This window comes from Vibrio sinaloensis DSM 21326 (assembly GCF_000189275.1).
Classification (GTDB): Bacteria; Pseudomonadota; Gammaproteobacteria; order Enterobacterales; family Vibrionaceae; genus Vibrio; species Vibrio sinaloensis.
The window spans coordinates 30,284-52,036 of sequence record NZ_AEVT01000053.1; the positions used below are offsets into that span (position 1 = coordinate 30,284).

General features: G+C 48.7%; 21 protein-coding genes. 12 read left to right on the plus strand and 9 right to left on the minus strand.

The window, feature by feature from the left end; translation table 11 throughout:
- Positions 1-4: 4 nt before the first annotated feature.
- Positions 5-496: a type II secretion system protein M gene (locus RH45_RS07415; RefSeq protein WP_008075658.1), complete on the plus strand. Its 492-nt coding sequence runs from the start codon at positions 5-7 to the stop codon at positions 494-496.
- 3 nt (positions 497-499) lie between these two features.
- Complete coding sequence (locus tag RH45_RS07420; protein ID WP_008075661.1) at positions 500-1,261, plus strand: type II secretion system protein N; 762 nt, start codon at positions 500-502, stop codon at positions 1,259-1,261.
- 53 nt (positions 1,262-1,314) lie between these two features.
- Here RH45_RS07420 and envZ read toward each other — a convergent pair whose 3' ends face one another.
- Complete coding sequence (gene envZ / locus RH45_RS07425; protein ID WP_008075662.1) at positions 1,315-2,634, minus strand: two-component system sensor histidine kinase EnvZ; 1,320 nt, start codon at positions 2,632-2,634, stop codon at positions 1,315-1,317.
- Between the two features lie 68 nt (positions 2,635-2,702).
- The gene (ompR, locus tag RH45_RS07430) at positions 2,703-3,422 is read right to left on the minus strand and encodes an osmolarity response regulator transcription factor OmpR (RefSeq protein ID WP_008075664.1); all 720 of its coding nucleotides are present in this window, start codon (positions 3,420-3,422) and stop codon (positions 2,703-2,705) included.
- Positions 3,423-3,593: 171 nt separating this feature from the next.
- On the opposite strand from ompR, the gene greB reads away from it, so the two are divergent.
- Both greB and RH45_RS07440 read left to right on the plus strand, forming a co-directional pair.
- Positions 3,594-4,076 carry a transcription elongation factor GreB gene (greB, locus tag RH45_RS07435; RefSeq protein ID WP_008075666.1) on the plus strand — a complete coding sequence of 161 codons (483 nt, stop codon included), beginning with the start codon at positions 3,594-3,596 and terminating at the stop codon, positions 4,074-4,076.
- A 55-nt stretch (positions 4,077-4,131) separates the two neighbouring features.
- Positions 4,132-6,459 (plus strand): Tex family protein, encoded by a 2,328-nt coding sequence (locus tag RH45_RS07440; protein ID WP_008075668.1) that lies wholly within the window; start codon positions 4,132-4,134, stop codon positions 6,457-6,459.
- Positions 6,460-6,542: 83 nt separating this feature from the next.
- On the opposite strand, the gene RH45_RS07445 is transcribed toward RH45_RS07440, so the two are convergent.
- Together RH45_RS07445 and bioH are read right to left on the minus strand one after the other, a co-directional pair.
- Positions 6,543-7,013, minus strand: a complete 471-nt coding sequence (locus RH45_RS07445) for a hypothetical protein (RefSeq protein WP_008075670.1) — start codon at positions 7,011-7,013, stop codon at positions 6,543-6,545.
- A gap of 118 nt (positions 7,014-7,131) precedes the next feature.
- Positions 7,132-7,929, minus strand: a complete 798-nt coding sequence (bioH, locus tag RH45_RS07450) for a pimeloyl-ACP methyl ester esterase BioH (protein ID WP_039958344.1) — start codon at positions 7,927-7,929, stop codon at positions 7,132-7,134.
- A gap of 325 nt (positions 7,930-8,254) precedes the next feature.
- Here bioH and RH45_RS23865 point away from each other — a divergent pair, with 325 nt between their 5' ends.
- From RH45_RS23865 to cysQ, 4 genes are all read left to right on the plus strand, one after another.
- A complete protein-coding gene (locus RH45_RS23865) occupies positions 8,255-8,698 on the plus strand; it encodes a ComF family protein (protein ID WP_338131517.1) in 444 nt (147 codons plus the stop codon).
- A gap of 92 nt (positions 8,699-8,790) precedes the next feature.
- Positions 8,791-9,378: a Fe-S biogenesis protein NfuA gene (nfuA, locus tag RH45_RS07460; protein ID WP_008075675.1), complete on the plus strand. Its 588-nt coding sequence runs from the start codon at positions 8,791-8,793 to the stop codon at positions 9,376-9,378.
- 140 nt (positions 9,379-9,518) lie between these two features.
- The gene (nudE, locus tag RH45_RS07465; protein WP_008075676.1) at positions 9,519-10,067 is read left to right on the plus strand and encodes an ADP compounds hydrolase NudE; all 549 of its coding nucleotides are present in this window, start codon (positions 9,519-9,521) and stop codon (positions 10,065-10,067) included.
- 27 nt (positions 10,068-10,094) lie between these two features.
- Positions 10,095-10,922 (plus strand): 3'(2'),5'-bisphosphate nucleotidase CysQ, encoded by an 828-nt coding sequence (gene cysQ, locus RH45_RS07470; protein WP_008075678.1) that lies wholly within the window; start codon positions 10,095-10,097, stop codon positions 10,920-10,922.
- Between the two features lie 36 nt (positions 10,923-10,958).
- Here the strand turns inward: cysQ and recG are convergent, their stop codons facing one another.
- The 5 genes from recG to gmk all read right to left on the minus strand — a co-directional run bounded on the left by recG (position 10,959) and on the right by gmk (position 17,171).
- Positions 10,959-13,037, minus strand: a complete 2,079-nt coding sequence (gene recG / locus RH45_RS07475; protein ID WP_008075679.1) for an ATP-dependent DNA helicase RecG — start codon at positions 13,035-13,037, stop codon at positions 10,959-10,961.
- 119 nt (positions 13,038-13,156) lie between these two features.
- Positions 13,157-13,840: a tRNA (guanosine(18)-2'-O)-methyltransferase TrmH gene (trmH, locus tag RH45_RS07480; protein WP_008075681.1), complete on the minus strand. Its 684-nt coding sequence runs from the start codon at positions 13,838-13,840 to the stop codon at positions 13,157-13,159.
- A 121-nt stretch (positions 13,841-13,961) separates the two neighbouring features.
- On the minus strand, positions 13,962-16,082 hold the full coding sequence (gene spoT / locus RH45_RS07485) for a bifunctional GTP diphosphokinase/guanosine-3',5'-bis pyrophosphate 3'-pyrophosphohydrolase (protein ID WP_008075683.1): 2,121 nt from the start codon (positions 16,080-16,082) through the stop codon (positions 13,962-13,964).
- 41 nt (positions 16,083-16,123) lie between these two features.
- Complete coding sequence (rpoZ, locus tag RH45_RS07490) at positions 16,124-16,396, minus strand: DNA-directed RNA polymerase subunit omega (protein WP_008075684.1); 273 nt, start codon at positions 16,394-16,396, stop codon at positions 16,124-16,126.
- A 151-nt stretch (positions 16,397-16,547) separates the two neighbouring features.
- Entirely contained in the window at positions 16,548-17,171 is a 624-nt protein-coding gene (gene gmk, locus RH45_RS07495) for a guanylate kinase (RefSeq protein WP_008075686.1), read from the minus strand.
- 352 nt (positions 17,172-17,523) lie between these two features.
- On the opposite strand from gmk, the gene RH45_RS07500 reads away from it, so the two are divergent.
- The 4 genes from RH45_RS07500 (at position 17,524) to fhuB (ending at position 21,724) form a co-directional block, all read left to right on the plus strand.
- Positions 17,524-17,949: a phosphate-starvation-inducible protein PsiE gene (locus RH45_RS07500; protein WP_039958345.1), complete on the plus strand. Its 426-nt coding sequence runs from the start codon at positions 17,524-17,526 to the stop codon at positions 17,947-17,949.
- A gap of 162 nt (positions 17,950-18,111) precedes the next feature.
- The gene (locus RH45_RS07505) at positions 18,112-18,876 is read left to right on the plus strand and encodes an ABC transporter ATP-binding protein (protein WP_008075689.1); all 765 of its coding nucleotides are present in this window, start codon (positions 18,112-18,114) and stop codon (positions 18,874-18,876) included.
- Positions 18,870-19,751 (plus strand): ABC transporter substrate-binding protein, encoded by an 882-nt coding sequence (locus tag RH45_RS07510; RefSeq protein WP_008075691.1) that lies wholly within the window; start codon positions 18,870-18,872, stop codon positions 19,749-19,751. The genes RH45_RS07505 and RH45_RS07510 overlap by 7 nt, the downstream gene beginning before the upstream one ends.
- A complete protein-coding gene (fhuB, locus tag RH45_RS07515; RefSeq protein WP_008075692.1) occupies positions 19,748-21,724 on the plus strand; it encodes a Fe(3+)-hydroxamate ABC transporter permease FhuB in 1,977 nt (658 codons plus the stop codon). The genes RH45_RS07510 and fhuB overlap by 4 nt, the downstream gene beginning before the upstream one ends.
- Positions 21,725-21,753: the final 29 nt, after the last annotated feature.

A 21,753-nucleotide genomic window follows, 5' to 3' on the forward strand; every position in this document is an offset into this window, starting at 1 on the left:
GAAGATGAAAGCACTATTAGGACCGCTCCAAAACTGGTGGAGTAAAATTAGCCTACGTGAGCAGCGATTGGTCATGATCTGCTCGCTATTCGTCGTATTAGGTGGGGTGTACTGGGGATTGATTCAGCCAGTTGCTGAACGTGCAGAAGCCGCCCAAATGCGCATCCAAAGTGAGAAACAGCTGCTGTCTTGGGTCAAAGACCAAGCGGATACCATCAGTCAACTGAGGACTCAGAGTGGCCAAGTGGTTTCAGGCCAGCCTCTTAATCAAGCGGTATCATCATCAGCCCGTCGTTACAAAGTTGAGTTGGTTCGCGTCCAACCGAGAGGGGAGCAGTTGCAAGTATGGATTGCTCCTATGCCATTTAATCAATTTGTTGAATGGATTACGGCACTGCAAGAAAACCACGGTATTCTGGTTAGCTTTTTGGATATCGACAAAGGCGACAGTGAAGGTGTGATCGAAGTGAAGCGCTTGCAGTTTACTAAGGGGTAATCAGTGAAAAAGATTTTATTACTCGCGCTGGCTTTGGTGATGGTGTTTACTGTCAGCGCAATCATTCATCTTCCCGCACAGCTGGTCGTGCAATATGCACCACTGCCGAAAGGCCTCAGCTTAACGGGTGTTCAAGGGACTATCTGGAATGGTAGTGCTGTGAACGTTCGTTGGCAGCGTCAAAACCTAGGGCAAGTGCATTGGCAACTGCAAGCGAGCAAACTCTTCTCCGGCAAAGCACAAGCACAAGTGCGTTTTGGCCGTGGCAGTGATATGCAGTTTTCCGGTCGCGGTATTGTGGGTTATGCCATGTCGGGTCCTTATGCGGAAAACCTGATTGCATCGTTACCAGTAGAAAAAGTCATGGCTTATGCGCCGCGATTGCCTGTTCCATTAGATCTAACCGGGCAGGTGGAGTTGAGTATTAAAAGCCTGACTTATGCCGCACCTTTCTGTCAAAGCGCAGAGGGCAGTGTGGTTTGGAATACCGATAAAATAGGCACGCCGCTGGAAGATCTACAAATCGGCCCGGTAGTGGCCAACTTTACTTGTGCCGATAGCACGATCACTCTAAAAGGCGACCAACGAAGCCAACAAGTTGAAAGTGAAGCTGAAGTGGTGCTTAAGCCAAATCGCAGCTATCAAAGCAGTGCTTGGTTTAAACCCGGAGAGCAGTTCCCAGCCGCGTTTCGTGACCAGCTGGGGTGGTTACCAAAACCTGATGGTCAAGGTAAGTACCGCTTTACGTACAATGGCAGACTTTAAGTGACAGCAACAGAAAATAAGGCCGCGAATTGAGCGGCCTTATTGATCTCGGTTTAACGGTGGGTGCTTTTCATCACTGGAAAACTGATCTGTACCTTTAAACCTCCACCACTACGGTTATTGACGATAACCGAGCCATTGTGTTGGCTGACAATGCGTTTGACGATCGCCAGCCCAAGCCCCGTCCCTTCGCTGCCTCGTGCGGTATCTCCGCGAGTAAAAGGTTCAAACAGTTTGCCAATCTGACTTTGCTCGATCCCGGGACCATTATCTTCGACGCAAACCCAAACCAACTTGCTGTCTGCGGTTACCCCTGTGCTGACTTTAACCCAACCATTGCCGTAACGCAGAGCATTGACCACTAAGTTGCTGACAGCGCGCTTGATTGCAATGGGACTGCCCAAAGTTTCTTTCATCGGGTGATGGAACTCTGTTTCGATTTGGACTTCATATCCGCCCTCAGAAGACGCCACATCTTCTGCGATGTCATTGAGGTCAACCTCAATAAATGACTGTTTGTTTACTGGTTTCAAGTAGTCCATAAATTGGCTAATGATTTCATTGCACTCTTCCGTATCCCCGATGATACCTTCAGCCAAGTAGCTGTCTTGCGGCGACATCATCTCTGTGGCGAGACGGATGCGGGTCAATGGTGTACGTAAGTCATGGCTGATACCGGCCATCAGCAATGCTCGGTCTTCTTCTAGTGCTTGTATCCCTTTCGACATCTGATTAAAAGCGCGAGTCACAGAGCGAATCTCAGAGGCACCTTTCTCTGGCAGCGGAGGCGGAATTTCACCGCGTCCAACGCCTTTGGCGGCTCTTTCTAATGCGATGAGTGGTCGATTTTGCAAACGAATAAACAACCAACCTCCCGCAATGATCAGGAGTGCCATGATCAGGCTATTGCGAAATAGCGGGGTAAAGTCTTCTTCTTGTAGCTCGGAAAGGGGGATGCGTAACAACGAGTCGGGTAAGGACTCGATTTGCATCCACAGAATATAGCTTTCTGAGCCTAACATCATGCGAACATCGGTGGGGGAGCCGAGTTCATTACTCATTTCTTCACTCATCAGATCGATGCTCACCGCGTGATAAAACTCATCCGCGATTGGGCTGTCTTTGGCATGAATGGTGACGCCAAGTTGCTCGAGTACGCGCCTGCGAAGCGGGGCATCGAGGTCTAGGCCATCTTCGAGGTTGGCCGAGTCATTGAGCATCAGATTGATTTCATGGCTGAGGATTTTGTTGAACTGCTGCAAACTGGGCATCAACGCATAGTTGAAGACCGCGTAGTAGGAATAGATCTGACTGGCGATAAGCAGCGTAAGGAAAATGATGATCGACTGAGTAAATGAGCTACGAATGCGCATACTGACAACCTTGCTAGTGTGAAAACAAAAAGTGCGAGACCCTGTCTCGCACTTTAGCAGAATTCAAATTAAGCTTCTTTGCCATCTGGGACAAAGACGTAGCCCAACCCCCACACGGTTTGAATATAGCGAGGTTTGCTCGGGTCGATTTCTAGCATACGGCGTAAGCGAGAGATTTGAACGTCGATAGATCGTTCCATTGCCGAGTACTCCCGGCCGCGCGCCATATTCATTAGCTTATCACGCGACATAGGCTCACGAGCATTGGTGACAAGCGCTTTCAGTACGGCAAATTCGCCTGACGTTAACGGCATGGCTTCTTCACCGCGGAACATTTCACGCGTTCCGAGATTCAGACGGAACTCACCAAACTCAACCACAGACTCTGCGCTGCTTGGTGCGCCTGGTAGTTCAGTAGTTTGACGACGCAATACCGCTTTGATTCGCGCAAGTAGTTCGCGTGGGTTAAATGGTTTCGGCAGGTAGTCGTCAGCGCCCACTTCGAGGCCAACGATACGATCCACTTCATCCCCTTTCGCGGTTAGCATCAGGATGGGCAGCATATTGTTGGCGTTACGCAGGCGGCGGCAAATTGAGAGGCCATCTTCACCAGGCAGCATTAGGTCTAATACCATCAAGTGGAAGTTCTCGCGTGTCAGCAGTCGGTCCATCTGCTCGCTGTTTGCGACACTGCGCACTTGGAATCCCTGCTCAGACAAGTAACGCTCTAGCAGTGCACGTAGGCGTGCATCGTCATCAACGACTAAAATCTTGTAATTTTCTTGCATGTAATGATTCCACCTATCAAATAAGCTTAGCGCTCAGGACCGGGCTCAATTGCCCTTTATAACCAGTCAAAATGTAACACTGTTCTGACCAAAGTGGCGCAAAGAATTGTTAACGTTTATTTCCTTTTTAGCTAATGTATACGTCATATTCAATTCAGTAACGTCAGAAATATGAAAACAAACCTAATTACGCGTGAAGGCTTTGATCGACTTAAGAAAGAGCTCGATTTCTTATGGAAAGAAGAACGGCCGGAAGTGACGAAAAAAGTGACTTGGGCGGCGAGCTTAGGTGATCGTAGCGAAAACGCGGATTATCAATACAACAAGAAGCGTCTGCGTGAAATTGACCGTCGAGTGCGTTACCTGCGCAAGCGTCTTGAGCAGGTTAAAGTGGTCGACTATGCGCCCCAGCAAGAGGGGAAGGTATTTTTCGGCGCTTGGGTGGAGATAGAAAACGAAGCGGGAGAGGTAAAATCCTTTCGAATTGTTGGTCCCGATGAGATTTACGGTGACGCAAAAGGGTATATCTCAATCGACTCACCGATGGCTCGCGCGTTGCTAAAAAAAGAAGTCGATGACGAGTTCAGTGTTAAAACGCCAGAAGGGTACAAAGAGTGGTTTGTTAACCGCATCAGCTATAAGCCCTTACTTTAGATTCACGCCACTTGTCCCCATATAGTGTTTAAATATAAGTAAAGAGATTCCACGGATGAGCCAAGCTATCTGTCATATGATTGCTCAAGAGCTAAATGTTCGCCCTGAGCAAGTTACTGCTGCCGTTAACCTTATTGACGATGGCAACACAGTCCCATTTATTGCCCGCTACCGTAAAGAAGTCACAGGTGGACTGGATGATACCCAGTTACGTAACCTTGATAGCCGCTTGTCATACTTGCGTGAGTTAGATGATCGCCGCCAGACTATTTTAAAGTCGATTCAAGAACAAGGTAAGTTGAGCGCTGAGCTGGAAGTGGAAATCAACCAGGCCGACAGTAAAACGCGTCTGGAAGATTTGTACCTGCCCTACAAGCCAAAGCGCCGTACTAAAGGCCAGATCGCGATTGAAGCGGGTCTTGAGCCACTGGCCGATAAGTTGTGGCATGAACCACAAACCGATCCAGACAGCGAGGCTAAGCAGTATGTCTCTGCAGACAAAGGCGTGGCAGATGCAAAAGCAGCGTTGGACGGTGCTCGTGCGATTGTTATGGAGCGCATCGCAGAAGATGCTAACTTGCTTGAAAAGATTCGTCAGCACCTCAGTCGCAATGCAGAGCTAGTGGCTCGTGTTGTCGAGGGTAAAGAGCGAGAAGGCGAGAAATTTAAAGATTACTTCGAGCACAATGAATCGCTGAGTAAGGTTCCTTCTCACCGGGCCCTTGCGATGCTGCGAGGACGAAATGAAGGCTTCCTGACGCTGGCGATGAATGCCGATCCAGCGCAAGAAGAAGGCGCTCGCCAATCTTATTGTGAGACCATCATCTCTGATCACTACGGTATCTCACTCAGCCACGCTCCGGCGGACGCTTGGCGTAAACAAGTCATTAGCTGGGCTTGGCGCATTAAGGTGTCGATGCACATGGAAACCGAACTGATGGGTGCCATGAAAGAGCGTGCGGAAGTGGAAGCCATTGAGGTATTCGCGACTAACCTAAAAGATCTCTTGATGGCAGCTCCGGCTGGCCCTCGAGCGACGCTTGGCCTCGATCCGGGTCTACGTACAGGTTCTAAAATTGCGGTGGTGGATTCGACGGGCAAAGTCTTGGCAACTGAAACCATTTATCCTCATCCTCCGCAGAATCAGTACGACAAGTCGGCACAAGTTGTTGCGGCTATGGTCAAGCAGTTTAATGTCGATTTGATTGCGATCGGTAATGGCACGGCTTCGCGTGAAACGGACAGCTTTGTTGCTGATCTGATTAAACGCAACAACCTTAAAGTGCAAAAGATCATGGTCAGTGAAGCGGGGGCATCGGTCTACTCTGCATCCGAGCTTGCCGCGAAAGAATTTCCTAATTTGGATGTGTCTTTGCGCGGTGCTGTCTCCATTGCACGCCGCCTGCAAGACCCATTGGCTGAGCTGGTGAAAATTGACCCGAAATCGATCGGTGTTGGTCAGTATCAGCACGATGTGAGCCAGTCCATGTTGGCAAAACGTCTTGATGCTGTCGTTGAAGATTGTGTGAACGCTGTTGGTGTTGATGTAAATACGGCCTCTCCGGCACTACTGACTCGTGTGGCTGGCCTATCGAGTACCATTGCACAAAATATCGTTGATTATCGTGATGAGCATGGTCGATTTGAAGCGCGTACCACGTTAAAGAAAGTCGCCCGTCTTGGCCCTAAAGCGTTTGAACAGTGTGCGGGCTTCTTACGCATCATGGATGGTAAAAACCCGCTTGATGCGTCTTCTGTTCACCCTGAAGCGTATCCGGTGGTTAAAGCCATTGCGGAAAAAAACAGCAAGCAAGTGAAATCCCTGATTGGTGATACTCAGTTCTTACATGGGTTACATGCTGTCGATTATACCGATGACAATTTTGGTTTACCGACGGTGACAGACATCATCAAAGAGCTCGACAAACCAGGCCGAGATCCTCGCCCAGAGTTCAAAACGGCGACGTTTGCTGAAGGCGTTAATTCGGTATCCGACCTTGAGCCAGGCATGGTGTTAGAGGGGGTAGTGTCGAACGTGGCGAATTTTGGTGCATTTGTTGACATTGGCGTCCATCAAGATGGCTTGGTTCACATCTCTGCCTTAACAGATAAGTATGTTTCTGATCCACGTGAAGTGGTTAAAGCCGGTGATATTGTGAAAGTGAAAGTCATGGAAGTTGATGTACAGCGCAAACGCATTGGGCTTTCTATGCGACTGAACGACGAGCCTGGCCAAGATAATCGAGCGCAACGCGCGCCCGCTCCTCGTGGCCAACAGCGTCAAGGGCATAAACCCGGCGGTCAGCGTCGCCGCGAAGAATCGAATGGTAATAGTGCCATGGGTGGCGCCTTTGCTGCGGCGTTTGCCAAAGCGAAACGATAGCTGACTAGGCTTAGTTAAAAATATAAATCCCCGCAACTGCAAAGAAGCGGGGATTTTTTTCGGTATTTCCTAACGTCTAGGTACTACAACACCGCTATGACATCAGAAGGCGTATTTGGCGCGACCGAGTGACCATAATGAAACTTAATCACAGTGCGGCGTTTCGCCATTTTTCCTTCTGTTATCGCCGCATCGATGATGCGTGTGGGTAACCGAAAGCGCATTGCATAGCCTTTGCCCTGACTTTTGCTGTAGCTGTCGAGAGCAAGCAGTTGGAATATCCGCTCGAGTGTATCTTGCGGGGCTTCCTGACTGACGATGCTGAGTTCTTCTTGTTCACCAGTTTCGTAGCTAGGGTGCTCCGCTGGATCCCAAGAGGATTGTTTGCGCCGTTTGTCATCTGCTTTGACTTTTCGCTCTGCATTACTCTTGGTCAATGCAATCGTCGCAGGAACAGGTTCGCGAACTTTGTTATCACGAGCTGTTTGCTCCGTCTGAACATTCACCGATGGGGCGATAAGCGGCACACTTACGTTCGTAGGTGATACGAGCATCGCTTTACCTCCTCACGCCCAAACCTCTACTGGTATTACTCTGCGGCAATATTTTCTTGGTTCGTTTATTTATCGACCACTATGGTCAAAAATTTAGCGTATTGAGTGTAATGAATTGTTAGTTTTCGGTGATAAAGCCGCTAACCTGCTGACAAAACTCGTTAAATTCAGTTATGAATGGAGCGTGTGATGAAGCGCCAAACATATAACTCTTGCTGTTCGGCATCAGAGTGTCGACGTCGCTGGCTACTTTCGCAGGCACTAAGCCATCTAATCGACCGTAAAGACGCAAAGTCGGGATCTCAACACCACTCAGTTGTTCTCGGTAATCAATGTCTGCCAGTAGGTTTAATCCTGCAAGCAACGATTTTGGATTGGGGTTCGGACGAGAAAGCACGGCTTGTTTCAATGCCTTTACATCTTGGCGCGCGGATGGGCTACCCATGGCTTGTAACGCCATAAAGCGCTCAATGGTTAATTGGAAGTTCTCAACCAGTTGTTCAGTGAAGGCGCTTAACACTTGAGGTTGAATCCCGCGCCAACGTCGCTCGGCAGCGAACTTAGGTGAACTCGCCACCGTAATCAGTTTGGTGATGCGATCTGGGTGTTGCACGGCAATATGCGTTGCCAGTAGACCGCCAAGCGACCAACCTAGCCATACCGCTTGCTGCGGGGCATCGGCAAGGACCAACTCCGCCAGTTGCTCAATGGAGTCAAAGTGGCGCTGGTGGCTGTGGCCAAAGCCTGGTAGGTCAACCACATGTACACGATGGTTTTGACTAAGCTCATCGACAGTTTTCTGCCACACCGCCCCGTTCATACCCCAGCCATGCAGTAGAACGATGTCTTGCCCCTCACCATGAGACTGCCAATGCAAAGGTGTTGTTATGCTCTCAGTCTGTACCACTTTTCTCATCCTATGTTATTGCTGCTTTGCGACACAATGGCACCGAATGAGTGCTGTGTGCAGGGGAGCTATGTTAGCGCATCGGATGAAGAAATACACAACAGACCTGTTTTCTCCTCAATGCGAGTTGTGTGGTTTAACTATTGGAACAAGCGCTCGGTTGTCTTGGCTGTGCGAATATTGCGAGCTACATTTTCGGCCGCAATCGCGTTGTTCATGTTGCGGTTTGCCTACCGTGATCGCCACTTTAGAATGCGGGACGTGCTTACGTACGCCGCCTTTATGGCAACGACTCTATTGTGTTGGAGATTATCAAGCGCCTTTGTCGAGTTATGTGCACAAACTTAAGTACCAAGGACAGTTTTGGCAAGCGAGTAAACTGGCGCAATTGCTCGCGGTGCAAATCGAACAACCAGCCGAGTTGATTACCTGCGTGCCACTGCATTGGCGGCGTCACTGGCTGCGAGGTTTCAATCAAAGTGAGATGCTGGCCATCTCGTTGGCCGACAAACTTGAACGGCCTTATCAATCTTTGTTTCGCCGTGTCCGAGCCACCTCCCCTCAACTGGGCAAAAACCGTCGTCAGCGCCTCGCGAATCTGCGCAATGCCTATATTATGAATCGCTCATTGACGGCCAAACATGTCGCGATTGTTGATGATGTACTCACTACAGGTAGTACCGTGCAGCAATTATGTAAATTACTGCTTGATGCGGGCGTGAAAACCATTGATATTTACACCATATGCCGTACTCCTGAGCCTTCAGAAAAGCGCTAGACCACGAGTTTTCGTCCACAGGGGCTAGATCTTGCAAAAATCAGGAGTAGAATGGTGACTAAATAGCCTACAAATTTACTCAGGTATTCGTCGTGTCAAATCCTATTACTATTACAGAAAATGCCCAATCGCATTTCGCAAATCTTCTGAGCCAACAGCCAGAAGGGACTAATATTCGTGTATTCGTTGTTAACCCAGGAACTCAAAATGCAGAGTGTGGTGTTTCTTACTGTCCACCAGAGGCGATAGAGTCGACGGATACTGAGCTGACATACGAGCATTTTTCTGCTTATGTTGATGAGCTAAGCCTACCGTTTTTGGAAGATGCTGAAATTGACTTCGTCACGGACAAAATGGGTTCTCAGCTCACGCTAAAAGCGCCTAACGCTAAGATGCGTAAGGTGTCAGATGACGCACCACTGCTTGAGCGTGTTGAATATGTTATTCAAACCCAAGTAAACCCTCAGTTGGCGGGCCACGGTGGTCACGTGAATCTAGTGGAAATTACGGAACAAGGTGTGGCGATTGTGTCATTTGGCGGCGGTTGTAACGGCTGTTCTATGGTAGATGTGACTTTGAAAGAAGGCATCGAAAAAGAGCTACTACAACAGTTTGAAGGTGAGCTAACCGCTGTGCGTGATGCAACAGAACACGACCGTGGTGAGCACTCATACTACTAATTGTGTTCAGTTAGTGAGAATGGGTTTTTAACCATATGGAATACAAAGGGTTGACGCGTATGTCAGCCCTTTTTTTGTTTTCAAAGCTATGGGTTTTCTCATATATTAGTAGCTTCATCTGATCTTTAAGGAGTAAGTCCATGGCGAAACGGACACCACCAGATATTCTGGAAAAACGCACCGTTGCTCAATCACGATTATTTACGATCGAGGCAATGGACTTACGCTTTAGTAATGGTGAAGAGCGTACTTATGAAAGGATGAAACCAAGCGGTCGTAATGCTGTAATGATGGTACCGATCACTGAACAAGGTGACATTCTTCTAGTCCGCGAATATGCAGCGGGAACAGAGCGTTATGAGCTTGGCTTTCCGAAAGGGTTGATTGACCCTGGGGAAGCGCCGATCCAGGCTGCTGACCGTGAGCTGAAAGAGGAGATTGGCTTTGGCGCGCGCAAACTGACACCACTGAAAGATGTGGTCCTCGCCCCATCATACTTCTCCAGCAAAATGACTCTGTTTATTGCAGAGGATCTATACTCAGAACAACTAGAAGGTGATGAACCAGAACCACTGGACATTATTCGCTGGCCATTAGCCCAAGCTGAAGAGCTTCTCACTCACCTTGATTTTTGCGAAGCGCGCAGCATTACTGCGTTGCTCCTCGCTCTGCGCACTCTAAAAGCATAAATTAAAGCAGGGCGATAAGGATTTACTATGCCAATGACAGAAGACCTATCCCATCATTTACCCGCAGTGATTGACGTTGCACGTTCAGCCGGGCAACTGATTCTCGATATCTACGAGAAAAAAGAGTACGAAGAGTACACCAAAAGCGATGAGACGCCAGTGACAAGCGCCGATATCGCGGCCCACAAGTTGATTGTTGAAAAGCTGACGGAGTTGACGCCAGATATCCCTGTGTTGTCAGAAGAGGCAGCCGATATCAGCCTAGACAAACGTTCGCAGTGGAGCCGCTATTGGCTTGTGGATCCTCTGGATGGAACCCAAGAATTTATTGCTCGCAGTGGCGACTTTGCTACCATCATCGCGCTGGTGGAAAATCATCAGCCAGTCATGGGGGTCGTGTATGGTCCGGTTTCTGGTGTAACGTACTACGCTTATCAAGGCAAGGGTGCCTGGAAAATTCCAGACATGAGCGAGAGCGTGCGCATTAAGACCCATCAGCATGATGGCCAAGCTAGTCCAATTGCGATCGCCATCAGTCGTCGTCAAGACATCAATCGTATAACCAATCGTATGAGTAGCGCATGGAACTATGACTTAGTCCCGCTCGGTTCCGCAGCATTAAAAGCTTGCTTGGTCGCAGAAGGTGCTGTGGATTGCTATTTGCGCTTGGGCCCAACTGGTGAATGGGATACAGCTGCAACACAGTGCATCGTTGAAGAAGCGGGGGGGCGTATCCTCAGTACTCAACTTGAACCTTTGTCTTATAACGAGCGTGACACGTTAGAGAATCCAAACTTTATTGTTCTTGGCGATGAGCGCTTGCCTTGGGATGATATTTTGCAGGTTAAGGATTAAGCCGACCATGAAGCGCTCTTAGAGCGCTTTTTCTTGTTATGCCTTAGAGTAGACGTCCCTGTCTCCTAGCCATCGTTCAATAATGGCGGTGGCATTGTCTGGGTAGTTATCATGGATATATCGGGCAATACGTTGAACTTCCGGTATTAATCGCTGATCACGAACCAAATCCGCAATTTTGAAGTCGGCCATGCCAGTTTGTTTGGTTCCTAATAGCTCACCTGGGCCTCGAATCTCGAGGTCGCGCTGGGCAATCACAAAACCATCGTTACTCTCTCTCAGTACCGCTAAACGCTTTTGTGCCGTTTTAGACAGCGGAGAGTGGTAGAGCAGCACACAATGACTGGCAACGCTGCCTCGCCCGACACGGCCACGTAGTTGGTGTAATTGAGCTAGTCCTAAACGCTCTGGGTTTTCGATGATCATTAAGCTTGAGTTAGGTACGTCGACACCGACCTCAATCACGGTCGTTGCGACCAGTAGTTGTAGCTTGTTATCTTTGAAGTCCTGCATGACGGCCTGTTTCTCCGCTGGCTTCATACGGCCATGGACTAAGCCTATTTTGACTTCTGGAAGCTTGCGCTGCAGATCTTCAGCGGTATCCGCTGCGGCTTGCGCTTCGAGTACTTCCGACTCATCGATTAGGGTACACACCCAGTAAGCTTGCTTGCCTTCGTTGAGACAAGCATGGCGTACTCTTTCAATGATGTCATCGCGCTTAGTGTCGGGAATGGCAACTGTTTGGATAGGTGTACGGCCCGGCGGCAGTTCATCAATAACCGATGTTTCAAGATCGGCATACGCGGTCATCGCTAAAGTGCGGGGAATCGGCGTTGCCGTCATGATCAATTGATGGGGATACGCGCCTTGCTTTGCCCCTTTTTCTCTTAGTTCTAAACGTTGGTGGACACCGAAGCGGTGCTGTTCATCAATGATGACTAAGGCGAGGTGGTGGAACTCTACGTGCTCTTGGAATAATGCATGAGTACCGACAACCATTTGAGCTTCGCCACTGGCAATACGCGCCAACTCCGCGTCTTTCGCCTTACCTTTTAACTTACCCGCCAACCAGCCAACTTTGATGTCCATTGGCTCAAACCAATTGGCAAAGTTGATGGCATGTTGCTCTGCGAGGAGTTCTGTTGGTGCCATTAACGCAACTTGATAGCCTTGTTCTAGAGCGCGAACGGCGGCCAAGGCTGCAACTAAGGTTTTTCCTGAGCCAACATCGCCTTGTACAAGGCGCATCATAGGGTGTGGCTTGAGCAAATCATCCTCAATCTCTTTAACCACTCGGGCTTGAGCCTTGGTTGGAGAGAAGGGTAGTTGTCCGAGCAGCTGTTGCTTTAGCTGATGACACTCTTTTAGTGGTAATGCGGTGTCCTGCTGACCTTTGCTGCGTACCGCCAGCATGGATAGGTTTTGCGCAAGCAATTCCTCCATAATCAGACGAATTTGAGCTGGGTTCTTGCCTTCATCAAACTCATCGACATCCAATGACGGCGGTGGACGATGAATGGTATGCAGAGCTTGAGCCAGTGTGAGTTGGTGATCGTATAAACCTGATGGTAACAATTCTTGCACGGCCGCTTTATCGAGTAATGCTAAGGCTTGATCCGTTAGGTTACGCAGCGTGATTTGACGCAGTCCGTCTGTGGTTGGGTAGACAGGGGTTAAAGTCTGCTCGACATCGGCCTTTTGATTTGGCGCGTAGAATTTATAGTCAGGATGAACGATTTCAAGACCGTAACCGCCTCGTTTAACTTCACCATAAGCATGAACCGTTTTGCCTTCGGCGAAGTTGTTTTTCATTGCCGCAGTAAAATTGAAAAAACGCAACGTAATGGTGCCATTGCCATCGCTTAGCTTAACGGTCAGCATTTTGCGTTTGCCAAATAGCGTGTCGACGGCCATCACTTTGCCTTGTACGGCAGCCCATAGCCCAGCATGCAGCTTAGCAATGGGGTAAATTCGCGTGCGATCTTCATAGCGCAATGGTAAGTGGAACAGCAAATCCTGTACTGAGTTGAGTCCAACTTTGGCGAGTTTTTCCGCTACTTTTGCACCGATACCCGTCAGCGAGGTAAGAGGAATAGCAGAGAGTAGCTGAGACATAAAAAAGCTCGTTAAGTCGTTCAATCTAATCTAGATAGTTAACCATCGAGCTGTGTTTTTGTACAGGGATTTTTATGCTTCGCTGTTGTGGTCGTCAGCGAAGCACATCGATCTCGTGACTATTTCTTCTGCATCTCAGCCCACCACTCATCGTCGGCAACGATTTGTCCTTGCTCGTCGAGTGGAGGGTAAGCTAGGCCTTTACGCTTCGCGACTTTAGCCAACACTGGGTGGCCTCGCTCAAACAGCAAACGGTGAATGGTTTCTTGTGGAACTGAGCTCACGTCATTGTCGTACATACCAGCGGCTTCACGTTGACGCTGTGCTTCATAGAGAATAACGGCGCTGGCAACCGAGACGTTCAATGACTGCACCATCCCCACCATAGGGACTATGATGTCTTGGTCTGCGAGCTTTTTAGCTTGTTCTGAGGCGCCGATTTTTTCGCTACCAAGAATAATGGCGGTGGGTTTGGTGTAGTCAATCTGGCGGAAATCGACCGCGCTATCCGATAGATTGGTCACCAACACTTGCATGCCTTGCGATTTAAGTTCGCTGATCGCCTCTTCAATGCTGTCGTGCGTCTCGACGTCTACCCAGTTTCTTGCTCCGGCTGAAGTATGACTAAGGGTGCGCATTTCGTTCGGCCATACGGCATGGATTTTATGTATTCCCGTCGCATCGGCAGTCCGGATCACGGCAGAGACATTGTTGGGTTTATGGACTTCTTCCAAGCACAGAGTGAGGTCGGCTTGACGAGACTTAAGCACTTCTTGGATACGATTGTAACGTTCTAAATTCATCTTGGTTCTCTTGATATCAATAAGCCCAGCCTCTGAGTGGTTGGCTTATGCTATCGATATTACAAAAATGTCCTTGAAACCTTAGGCTTCAAGGACATTTAAATTTAACGCGTTCGTCGCTTTAATTTTTACGACGACGGACCTTGAGTGTCTGTGGCATCGCTTTGATCTTACGCATGATACCAGCAAGGTGGACACGATCTTTGGTTGTCAGCAGTACCGTGACGGTATACAAGCGACCGTCACGTTCTTCTGTCGACAGTCCATGAATGTTGGAACCTGTCTTCGAGATAACATTGGTTAGCTCTGCCAGTGCGCCTTGACGGTTTTGTACGTCGACATTCAGTTCTGTAATGAACTCTTGCTCGTAGTCTTCAGACCACTCGACAGCCATATACTTATCCGGCTCTTTCTGATACCCGCGGACATTTGGACATGTTTCGCGGTGGACGACTAAGCCACGGCCTGGAGAGACGTGTGCAATGATATGGTCGTCTGGGATTGGATGACAGCAGTTGGCGAAAGTAAGCAACAAGCCTTCCGCACCGCGGATAGGTAGCTTTTTCTTCGAGGTATTGTCAGCACCAACTACTTCAGTTAATTCGTCCGCATCACCCAATAAACGACGGGCAATGACAATACTCATTAATTCACCTAGACCAATATCAGCCAACAAGTCTTCGATGGTCGCGACTTTGAGGTCGGTTAGCACGTGCTGGATGTTCTCTTCGCTGATGTCGCTAAGAGACAGTTCACCTAATGCATGATTGAGCAATCGACGACCTAGCGTGATTGACTCTTCACGGCGCATGGTTTTGAGAACCTGACGAATCTTGGTTCGCGCACGCGAAGTCACGACGTAGTTTAGCCAAGCTGCATTTGGTCGCGCGCCTGGCGCACTGATGATCTCAATTGTCTGACCATTTTTCAGGGCTTTGCTCAGTGGGTATGGATTACGATCAACACGAGCACCAACACAAGTATTACCGACATCAGTGTGGACGGCATAAGCAAAGTCTACTGCTGTTGCACCGACAGGCAACTCAACGATGCGGCCTTTCGGCGTGAAGACGTAGATTTCATCTGGGAACAGGTCTGATTTAACGTTTTCGATAAACTCAAACGAGTTACCCGCACTTTGCTGCAGTTCGAGTAAGCTTTGCATCCAACGCTGTGCTTTGACCTGCGCTGTGGTACCTGTGCGTTCGCCACTGCCTTTATATGACCAATGCGCCGCAACACCTTTATCCGCCATTTGGTCCATATCTTCAGTACGAATTTGTACTTCAACAGGGACGCCATGAGGGCCAACCATTGAGGTGTGCAAAGACTGGTAGCCGTTGGCTTTCGGGACCGCAATGTAATCTTTCATGCGGCTCGGGCGTGGCTTATACAAACTGTGTACCTGACCCAATACTCGGTAACATGTATCAGCGTCTTCCACGACTACACGAAAAGCGTAAATGTCCATAATGGTGTGGAAGCGCTGCTCTTTGGTTTTCATCTTGTTATAGATGGAGAACAGATTCTTCTCACGACCGAATACTCGGGCTTTCAAACCGACTTCTTCTAGGCGACCTTCGATTTCAGTGTGAATACGCTGAATCATCTCTTTGCGGTTGCCACGGGCCGATTTCACCACTTCCTTTAGAACGCGGTAGCGATTTGGGTATAAGGCTTCAAAACCTAGCTCTTCAAGCTCTGTTTTGATGTTATGGATACCGAGGCGATGAGCCAAAGGCGAATAAATTTCTAACGTTTCTCGGGCAATACGGCGCTTTTTATCTGGGCGGAGAGCCCCTAAAGTGCGCATATTATGAGTACGGTCAGCAAGCTTGATCAGGATAACGCGAATGTCTTGCACCATGGCAAGTACCATTTTACGAAAGTTCTCTGCTTGAGCTTCTTTGCGATCACGAAATTTAAGCTTATCCAGCTTAGACACACCATCCACAAGTTCAGCAACTGTTGTGCCAAACTGCTCTTCGAGCTCCTCTTTAGTGACTTCAGTATCTTCAATCACATCGTGGAGAAGCGCCGCTTGGAGAGTCTCAATATCAAGGCGCATTTCGGCCAAAATACGAGCAACAGCGACAGGGTGGATAATATAAGGTTCACCGCTAGAGCGGGTTTGCCCTTCATGGGCATCTTTCGCTACCACATAAGATTGACGCAGAGCCTCAATTTGAGGCTCTGTTAGGTATTCTTGGGCAACGTCTTTGAGGCTATCGAATAGATACAAACTTTAGGCCCGAAAAGATAGTTGTTATGAAGAGAGTCAGATTAACGAGTGTGAGCGATGCTGCTTACGGCTGCTAATTCTGCTGCTTCTTGCTCTTGCTGCTCCTGACGCTCACGAGCATCTAGGATTTCTTTAGTGATAAGGCTCTCTTCGATTTCGCGTAGAGCGATAACCGTTGGCTTATCGTTCTCTTCTGGCACTAGTGAATCTTTACCGCCAGTTTGCATTTGACGAGCGCGGCGAGCCGCAATTAGAACTAGGTCGAAACGGTTGCCAACTTTTTCAACAGCGTCTTGAACAGTTACGCGTGCCATGAGGACTCCAAATAGTTAACTAAAATTTTGTATGACGAGAAATTATACAGGCTGACGGTTCCCAGTGTCTAGACTTATGTCTCTAGCGAAGCTCGGAAAGATCATAAAAAGATCCTCGGATCGTTTGGTCTTTCAGCCTGTATTCTTGGGTTTACTCTGCAAGTAGAGCGTCAAGCATGCCTTTATATTTAGCAGCTTGTTTGTCTTGCTTCAATCGCTCGGCGCGAATGATCGCTTTAAAATCCATTAAAGCGTTGTCGAAATCGTCGTTGACGATTACGTAGTCGTACTCACTGTAGTGAGAAATTTCCGACTTTGCCTCGGCCATGCGCTTTGCAATCACTGCGTCGCTATCTTGACCACGGGCATTCAGACGACGTTCTAATTCACCGTTTGAAGGCGGTAAAATGAACAAGCTTTTTGCTTGTGGCATCTGCTCACGAATTTGACGTGCGCCTTGCCAATCAATATCAAGGAATACGTCGATGCCTTTTTCTAGATTCTCTTCAATCCAAATGCGTGAGGTACCGTAGTAGTTACCAAACACTTCTGCGTATTCCAAGAATGCACCTTGTTCAATCAACTCTTCAAAGTGTTCTTTTTGCACAAAGTGGTAGTGGACACCATCTTGTTCACCAGGACGCATGCCGCGAGTCGTATGCGACACAGACACTTTCATTGCGTATGTTGGATTGGTTTCTAGCATTGCTGAAATCAAGCTCGATTTACCCGCGCCGCTTGGTGCAGATACAATATAAAGAGTGCCTTTGCCCATAGGTACAATTCCACGTTTGGTTTGATGGTATCGATGAGAGATTATCGACGTATTTTAAAGATAGCACTGACCATACTGAATCACCGAATTGGCGAAATTTAGGTCAGAAAAATGGAGGCGAAGAGTAGCACAATTCCACGCTTCAGAACAATAACAATGCGCTTAACTGTGCGTTGTTATTAGGCAGAGCGTCTTTTCATTCCCTGGGCATTGATAAATTGATCAGCGATGGTCGTGAACTTGAACAAGCACTCGACTAATTGCTAATAGAGAAAGACAAAGCTTAGCCATCATTTGTTCAAAAACACATGGTAAAATCGGCACTACTTTTCATCATTCAGTGCACTTTTGTATGCCGTCTAATTTACCTAAAGGGTTCAGTCGTCCGTTCCTGAAAATCTTCCACGTCTTAGAGGCGGTTCTCTTAGTGGCGATCACTCTGGCAACGCTATTTGCCATGGTGGAAGAATTTATTCATGTCTTTGAACAAAAGAGAGTCCTACTGACGGATATCTTACTGATGTTCATCTATCTCGAGGTGTTGGCTATGGTTCAACAGTTCGTCGTCAATGGTAAAATCCCGGTTCGTTATCCGATATATATCGCGATGATGGCGATTGCCCGATACATCACCTTAGGCATGAAAGAGATGGATGCGACCTTAGTGGTGTGGTTATCCGTCGCGGCATTTATTCTCGCTGCTGCGACCTTACTGATTCGTGTTGGACATCATTACTGGCCTTACGTCGATCGCAATACCTCAGAAAAAGACGAATAGCGAGTTGTTCTTATTCAACGGATTCGCCCCATGTAAAGCTATTTATTGAATGCAAATCAAAATGGTTTGCATTTATAAAATTACTGTTATATACCTCTCCCTTTGTTAAGCACTTGTATAACATCGATGAGCAGCGTGGGCATGCTCGGGGAAGGGAAGAGTATGCTAGAAGCGAGAAAGTTGGCGTTTAATGTTGGGGAAAGGGCACTTCTGTCCAATTTTGATGTGACCTTTGAACCGGGCAAAATCTATGCATTGGTTGGCCATAATGGCTCGGGTAAGTCGACCTTGCTTAAGCTACTGGCTCAACAGCAAAAACCCACCAGTGGCGATGTTCTGCTGCAAGGCAAATCTGTGTCTGAGTGGGCAGACAAAAAATTTGCTCAGCAAGTCGCCTATCTACCTCAGCACTTACCTGCCACCGACAGCCTCTCTGGTCGAGACTTAGTGAGCTTTGGTCGTTACCCCTGGCATGGCTTGCTGGGTCGACTAACGACTAAGGACAAGCAGTATATCGCTGAAGCGATGCGCTTAACCGATACGGAAAGGTACGCTGATCGTTTAGTCGATACTCTGTCTGGCGGTGAGCGTCAGAGAGTATGGCTGGCGATGTTGATGGCACAAAGAACTCAGTACCTGCTATTGGATGAGCCCTTGTCCGCGCTAGATATTGCTCACCAAGTTGAAATGCTAGAGTTAATAAAGAAGTTAGCCATTGAATTGGAGCTGGGCGTCATTATCGTCATTCATGATATCAACATGGCGGCCAGATTCTGTGACCACATTGTTGCGTTGCATAGCGGTGAAATGATAGTTCAGGGAGACGTAGAACACGTTTTTCAAGCTGATAAATTGCGTGATATTTATGGCATCGAGATGCAGATCACCGACCATGCAGCGGGCTACCCGGTGGCTATGCCATGTTAAGAATTCTGTCGACTTTTTGGGTGGCGACCTGTCTTAGCTTAACCTCTTCTTCTGTGGTGGGACAAACTCAGCCAGCCGAGCCGCCACTGCGTGTGATGTCAGTCGATTGGTCGCAAACTGAGACTATGTTGGCTCTCGGTGTTATTCCGGTCGCGTCAGCGCAGCAATCCGATTACAACGATTGGGTCGGCAGCCCTAAAATCCCGCAGCAAACCGTTGATGTTGGATTACGTACCCAACCTAATCTAGAGCGACTGTCTGAACTGGACCTTGATACCATTTTCCTTTCTCCCCGCTTTGCCTCTTTAGAGCCTCAGTTGTCTCGGATTGCTCCGGTGGAAATTCTTGGCTTGTATAAGGTTGGCGAAGTGAACTGGGCTGCGGTGAAAGACTTCACTCAGCGCATGGCCATTGCAGTGAATGCAGAGCAGCAAGCAACAACCTTGATCGCGCAAAGTGAACAGACTCTCGCTGATCTTAAACGTAGTGTTCCGAGCCAAACTCCCCCTGTTTTGTTGGTCCAATTCATGGACAGTAAGCACGTCCGAGTTTTTGGTGAAAACAGCATATATAAGGTGGCCCTTAATCAGCTCGGTATTGAAAACGCGTGGCAGCAAGAGACCAACGCGTGGGGATTCAATTTAACAGGGGTGGATAAGTTGCAAGGGATTGAGGGGCAGATTGTGGTGATTGACCCTTTGCCTATGGGGGTGAAAGAGCATTTAGCCCAAGACAGATATTGGCAATATTTGGTCGAACAATCTGGCTACCCGGTGCTGAATTTAGAAGCGATCTGGAGTTTTGGAGGTATGCCTTCAGCCCTACGTTTTGCCCACTTGATTACCGAAGCACTGAATAAGGAGAGTACACGATGAGAATGCTGTCTCTGAGTTTGGTGGTACTTCTTGCTACTGCGACCTTGATGGTGGCTGGTTATCAGTTATCGATGAGCAGCGAGTTATCGCTGGGGATGGCAAGCTTGTGGCAAGCCGATTGGCTATCACCTGACTCTGTTCGACTTCATTTGACTTGGTGGCCAAGGCTGTTTACGACATTACTGGCGGGTGCGGCGCTTGCTGTTGCTGGTGTGTTGATGCAACAAGTGCTGAGAAACCCTCTTGCATCGCCCTCTACCTTAGGTGTCGCGAGTGGGGCGAGCTTTGCGTTAATGATGGCAACCTTGTATGCACCTTGGATGCTGGTGTTGTCTAAGTCTCTGGTTGCGTTACTGGGCGGTGTCGCCACTATGGCACTGGTGTTTGCTTTGTCTTGGCGACGAGCTTTGTCACCGACCGTCGTTGTTGTATCAGGTTTGGTCGTTAATCTCTATTTTGGCGCGGTCAATACCGTTTTGCTGATGATGAACCAAGACAAGCTATCTGGGCTAATGATCTGGGGTGCAGGTTCGCTTGTACAGACGGGTTGGGCTGAGATTGCCTATCTAGCGCCTCGATTGGCATTGGCTATCGGTATCGCGTTTCTATTCGTAAAGCCTTTAAGTTTATTGGAGCTGTCAGAGGAAGGGGCGAAAAGTCTTGGTGTTTCTTTGGCGAAACTACGCGTCATTTGCCTGGGTTTGGCTGTACTACTTACCGCTTGGGTGGTAGCGAAAGTCGGTGTCATTGGTTTTGTCGGTTTGGCGGCTCCGGCGATCACTCGCGCGGTTGGGGTGCATCGATTGGTACCTAAACTATTGGTTTCCATGTTACTGGGTGGATTGTTGCTGACATTAACCGATCTGTTGATCCAGCAGCTGCCAGGTATTGCAGCAATGATCATACCGACGGGAGCCGCGACAGCTGCACTCGGTGCGCCACTGTTGTTATGGCTTTTGCCGCGTGTGTCTATACGCAGCCAAGCGCAAACTCAAACAGTGATGACTCGTCAAACTGAACTAAGCAAACGCTTAGATCGTCGTGCGATATTGTGGGCCGCATTATTCGTACCTGTCGCGATGTTCGTATTTGCAACCACCTCGGTGCAAAGCTCTGGCTGGCAATGGCTGGTGCTGTCGAATGATTGGCACTTGCTTGAATGGCGCTGGCCGAGATTAGTTGCGGCAGGGTTGGCGGGAATTATGTTAGCAACGGCGGGGACTGTCATTCAAAGGTTAAGCGGCAACCCGATGGCGAGTCCGGAAGTGATTGGGATTAGCTCAGGCACGGCTCTCGGTTTAATTATTGCGATGTTCTCTGGTGTCGGCGTCAGCCTCGTTGGATTATATTTGGGCGGTTTGCTTGGTGCGATGGCGACACTGTTCATCATAGTGTTACTGAATCGAAAGAGCGGTTTCCAGCCCGAGCGAGTGCTACTCACAGGGGTGGCCATTACTGCATTGATGAACGCCGTACAAAGCTTTGTATTAGCTGGCGGCGATCCGCGTAGTTATCAGGTGTTAGCATGGCTATCTGGCTCGACATACTACGTCACCGAAGCAACGTTATTACCGCTTGTAGGCGCGACCATAGTGCTGGTCGGCATCAGTTTCGCGGCTGCTCGTTGGTTGGACATTCTACCGTTAGGAGAGGCCAGCGCTCGAGCTGTAGGGGTTAAGGTTAGCCGGGCGAGAGGCACTCTATTGCTTCTCGTTGCTCTGTTAACCGTGAGTGCGACGCTGGTTGTAGGGCCATTGAGTTTCATTGGGTTAATGGCGCCACACTTAGCGCGTTTGTTTGGCTTTAGCCGGGCACGAGAACATCTTATTTGTTCCGCCTTTGTTGGCGTGGGTTTGATGTTATTGGCTGACTGGCTTGGACGACAAATTCTTTATCCGCAAGAGATTCCGGCTGGTTTAGTTGCGTCACTGATTGGCGGTATGTACTTGATGTGGGGATTACGCAGGCTTTAGTTTGTACGCTATTGGTTATCAACCCCTTA

Coding starts and splice junctions, on each gene's coding strand:
- fhuB (WP_008075692.1), top strand. CDS start 19,748: ATGAGAATGCTGTCTCTGAGTTTGGTGGTACTTCTTGCTACTGCGACC.
- bioH (WP_039958344.1), bottom strand. CDS start 7,929: ATGAGAAAAGTGGTACAGACTGAGAGCATAACAACACCTTTGCATTGG.
- greB (WP_008075666.1), top strand. CDS start 3,594: ATGAAAACAAACCTAATTACGCGTGAAGGCTTTGATCGACTTAAGAAA.
- ompR (WP_008075664.1), bottom strand. CDS start 3,422: ATGCAAGAAAATTACAAGATTTTAGTCGTTGATGACGATGCACGCCTA.
- nudE (WP_008075676.1), top strand. CDS start 9,519: ATGGCGAAACGGACACCACCAGATATTCTGGAAAAACGCACCGTTGCT.
- rpoZ (WP_008075684.1), bottom strand. CDS start 16,396: ATGGCACGCGTAACTGTTCAAGACGCTGTTGAAAAAGTTGGCAACCGT.
- envZ (WP_008075662.1), bottom strand. CDS start 2,634: ATGCGCATTCGTAGCTCATTTACTCAGTCGATCATCATTTTCCTTACG.
- RH45_RS07500 (WP_039958345.1), top strand. CDS start 17,524: ATGCCGTCTAATTTACCTAAAGGGTTCAGTCGTCCGTTCCTGAAAATC.
- recG (WP_008075679.1), bottom strand. CDS start 13,037: ATGTCTCAGCTACTCTCTGCTATTCCTCTTACCTCGCTGACGGGTATC.
- RH45_RS07415 (WP_008075658.1), top strand. CDS start 5: ATGAAAGCACTATTAGGACCGCTCCAAAACTGGTGGAGTAAAATTAGC.
- RH45_RS07510 (WP_008075691.1), top strand. CDS start 18,870: ATGTTAAGAATTCTGTCGACTTTTTGGGTGGCGACCTGTCTTAGCTTA.
- cysQ (WP_008075678.1), top strand. CDS start 10,095: ATGCCAATGACAGAAGACCTATCCCATCATTTACCCGCAGTGATTGAC.
- trmH (WP_008075681.1), bottom strand. CDS start 13,840: ATGAATTTAGAACGTTACAATCGTATCCAAGAAGTGCTTAAGTCTCGT.
- RH45_RS07445 (WP_008075670.1), bottom strand. CDS start 7,013: ATGCTCGTATCACCTACGAACGTAAGTGTGCCGCTTATCGCCCCATCG.
- RH45_RS07440 (WP_008075668.1), top strand. CDS start 4,132: ATGAGCCAAGCTATCTGTCATATGATTGCTCAAGAGCTAAATGTTCGC.
- RH45_RS07505 (WP_008075689.1), top strand. CDS start 18,112: ATGCTAGAAGCGAGAAAGTTGGCGTTTAATGTTGGGGAAAGGGCACTT.
- gmk (WP_008075686.1), bottom strand. CDS start 17,171: ATGGGCAAAGGCACTCTTTATATTGTATCTGCACCAAGCGGCGCGGGT.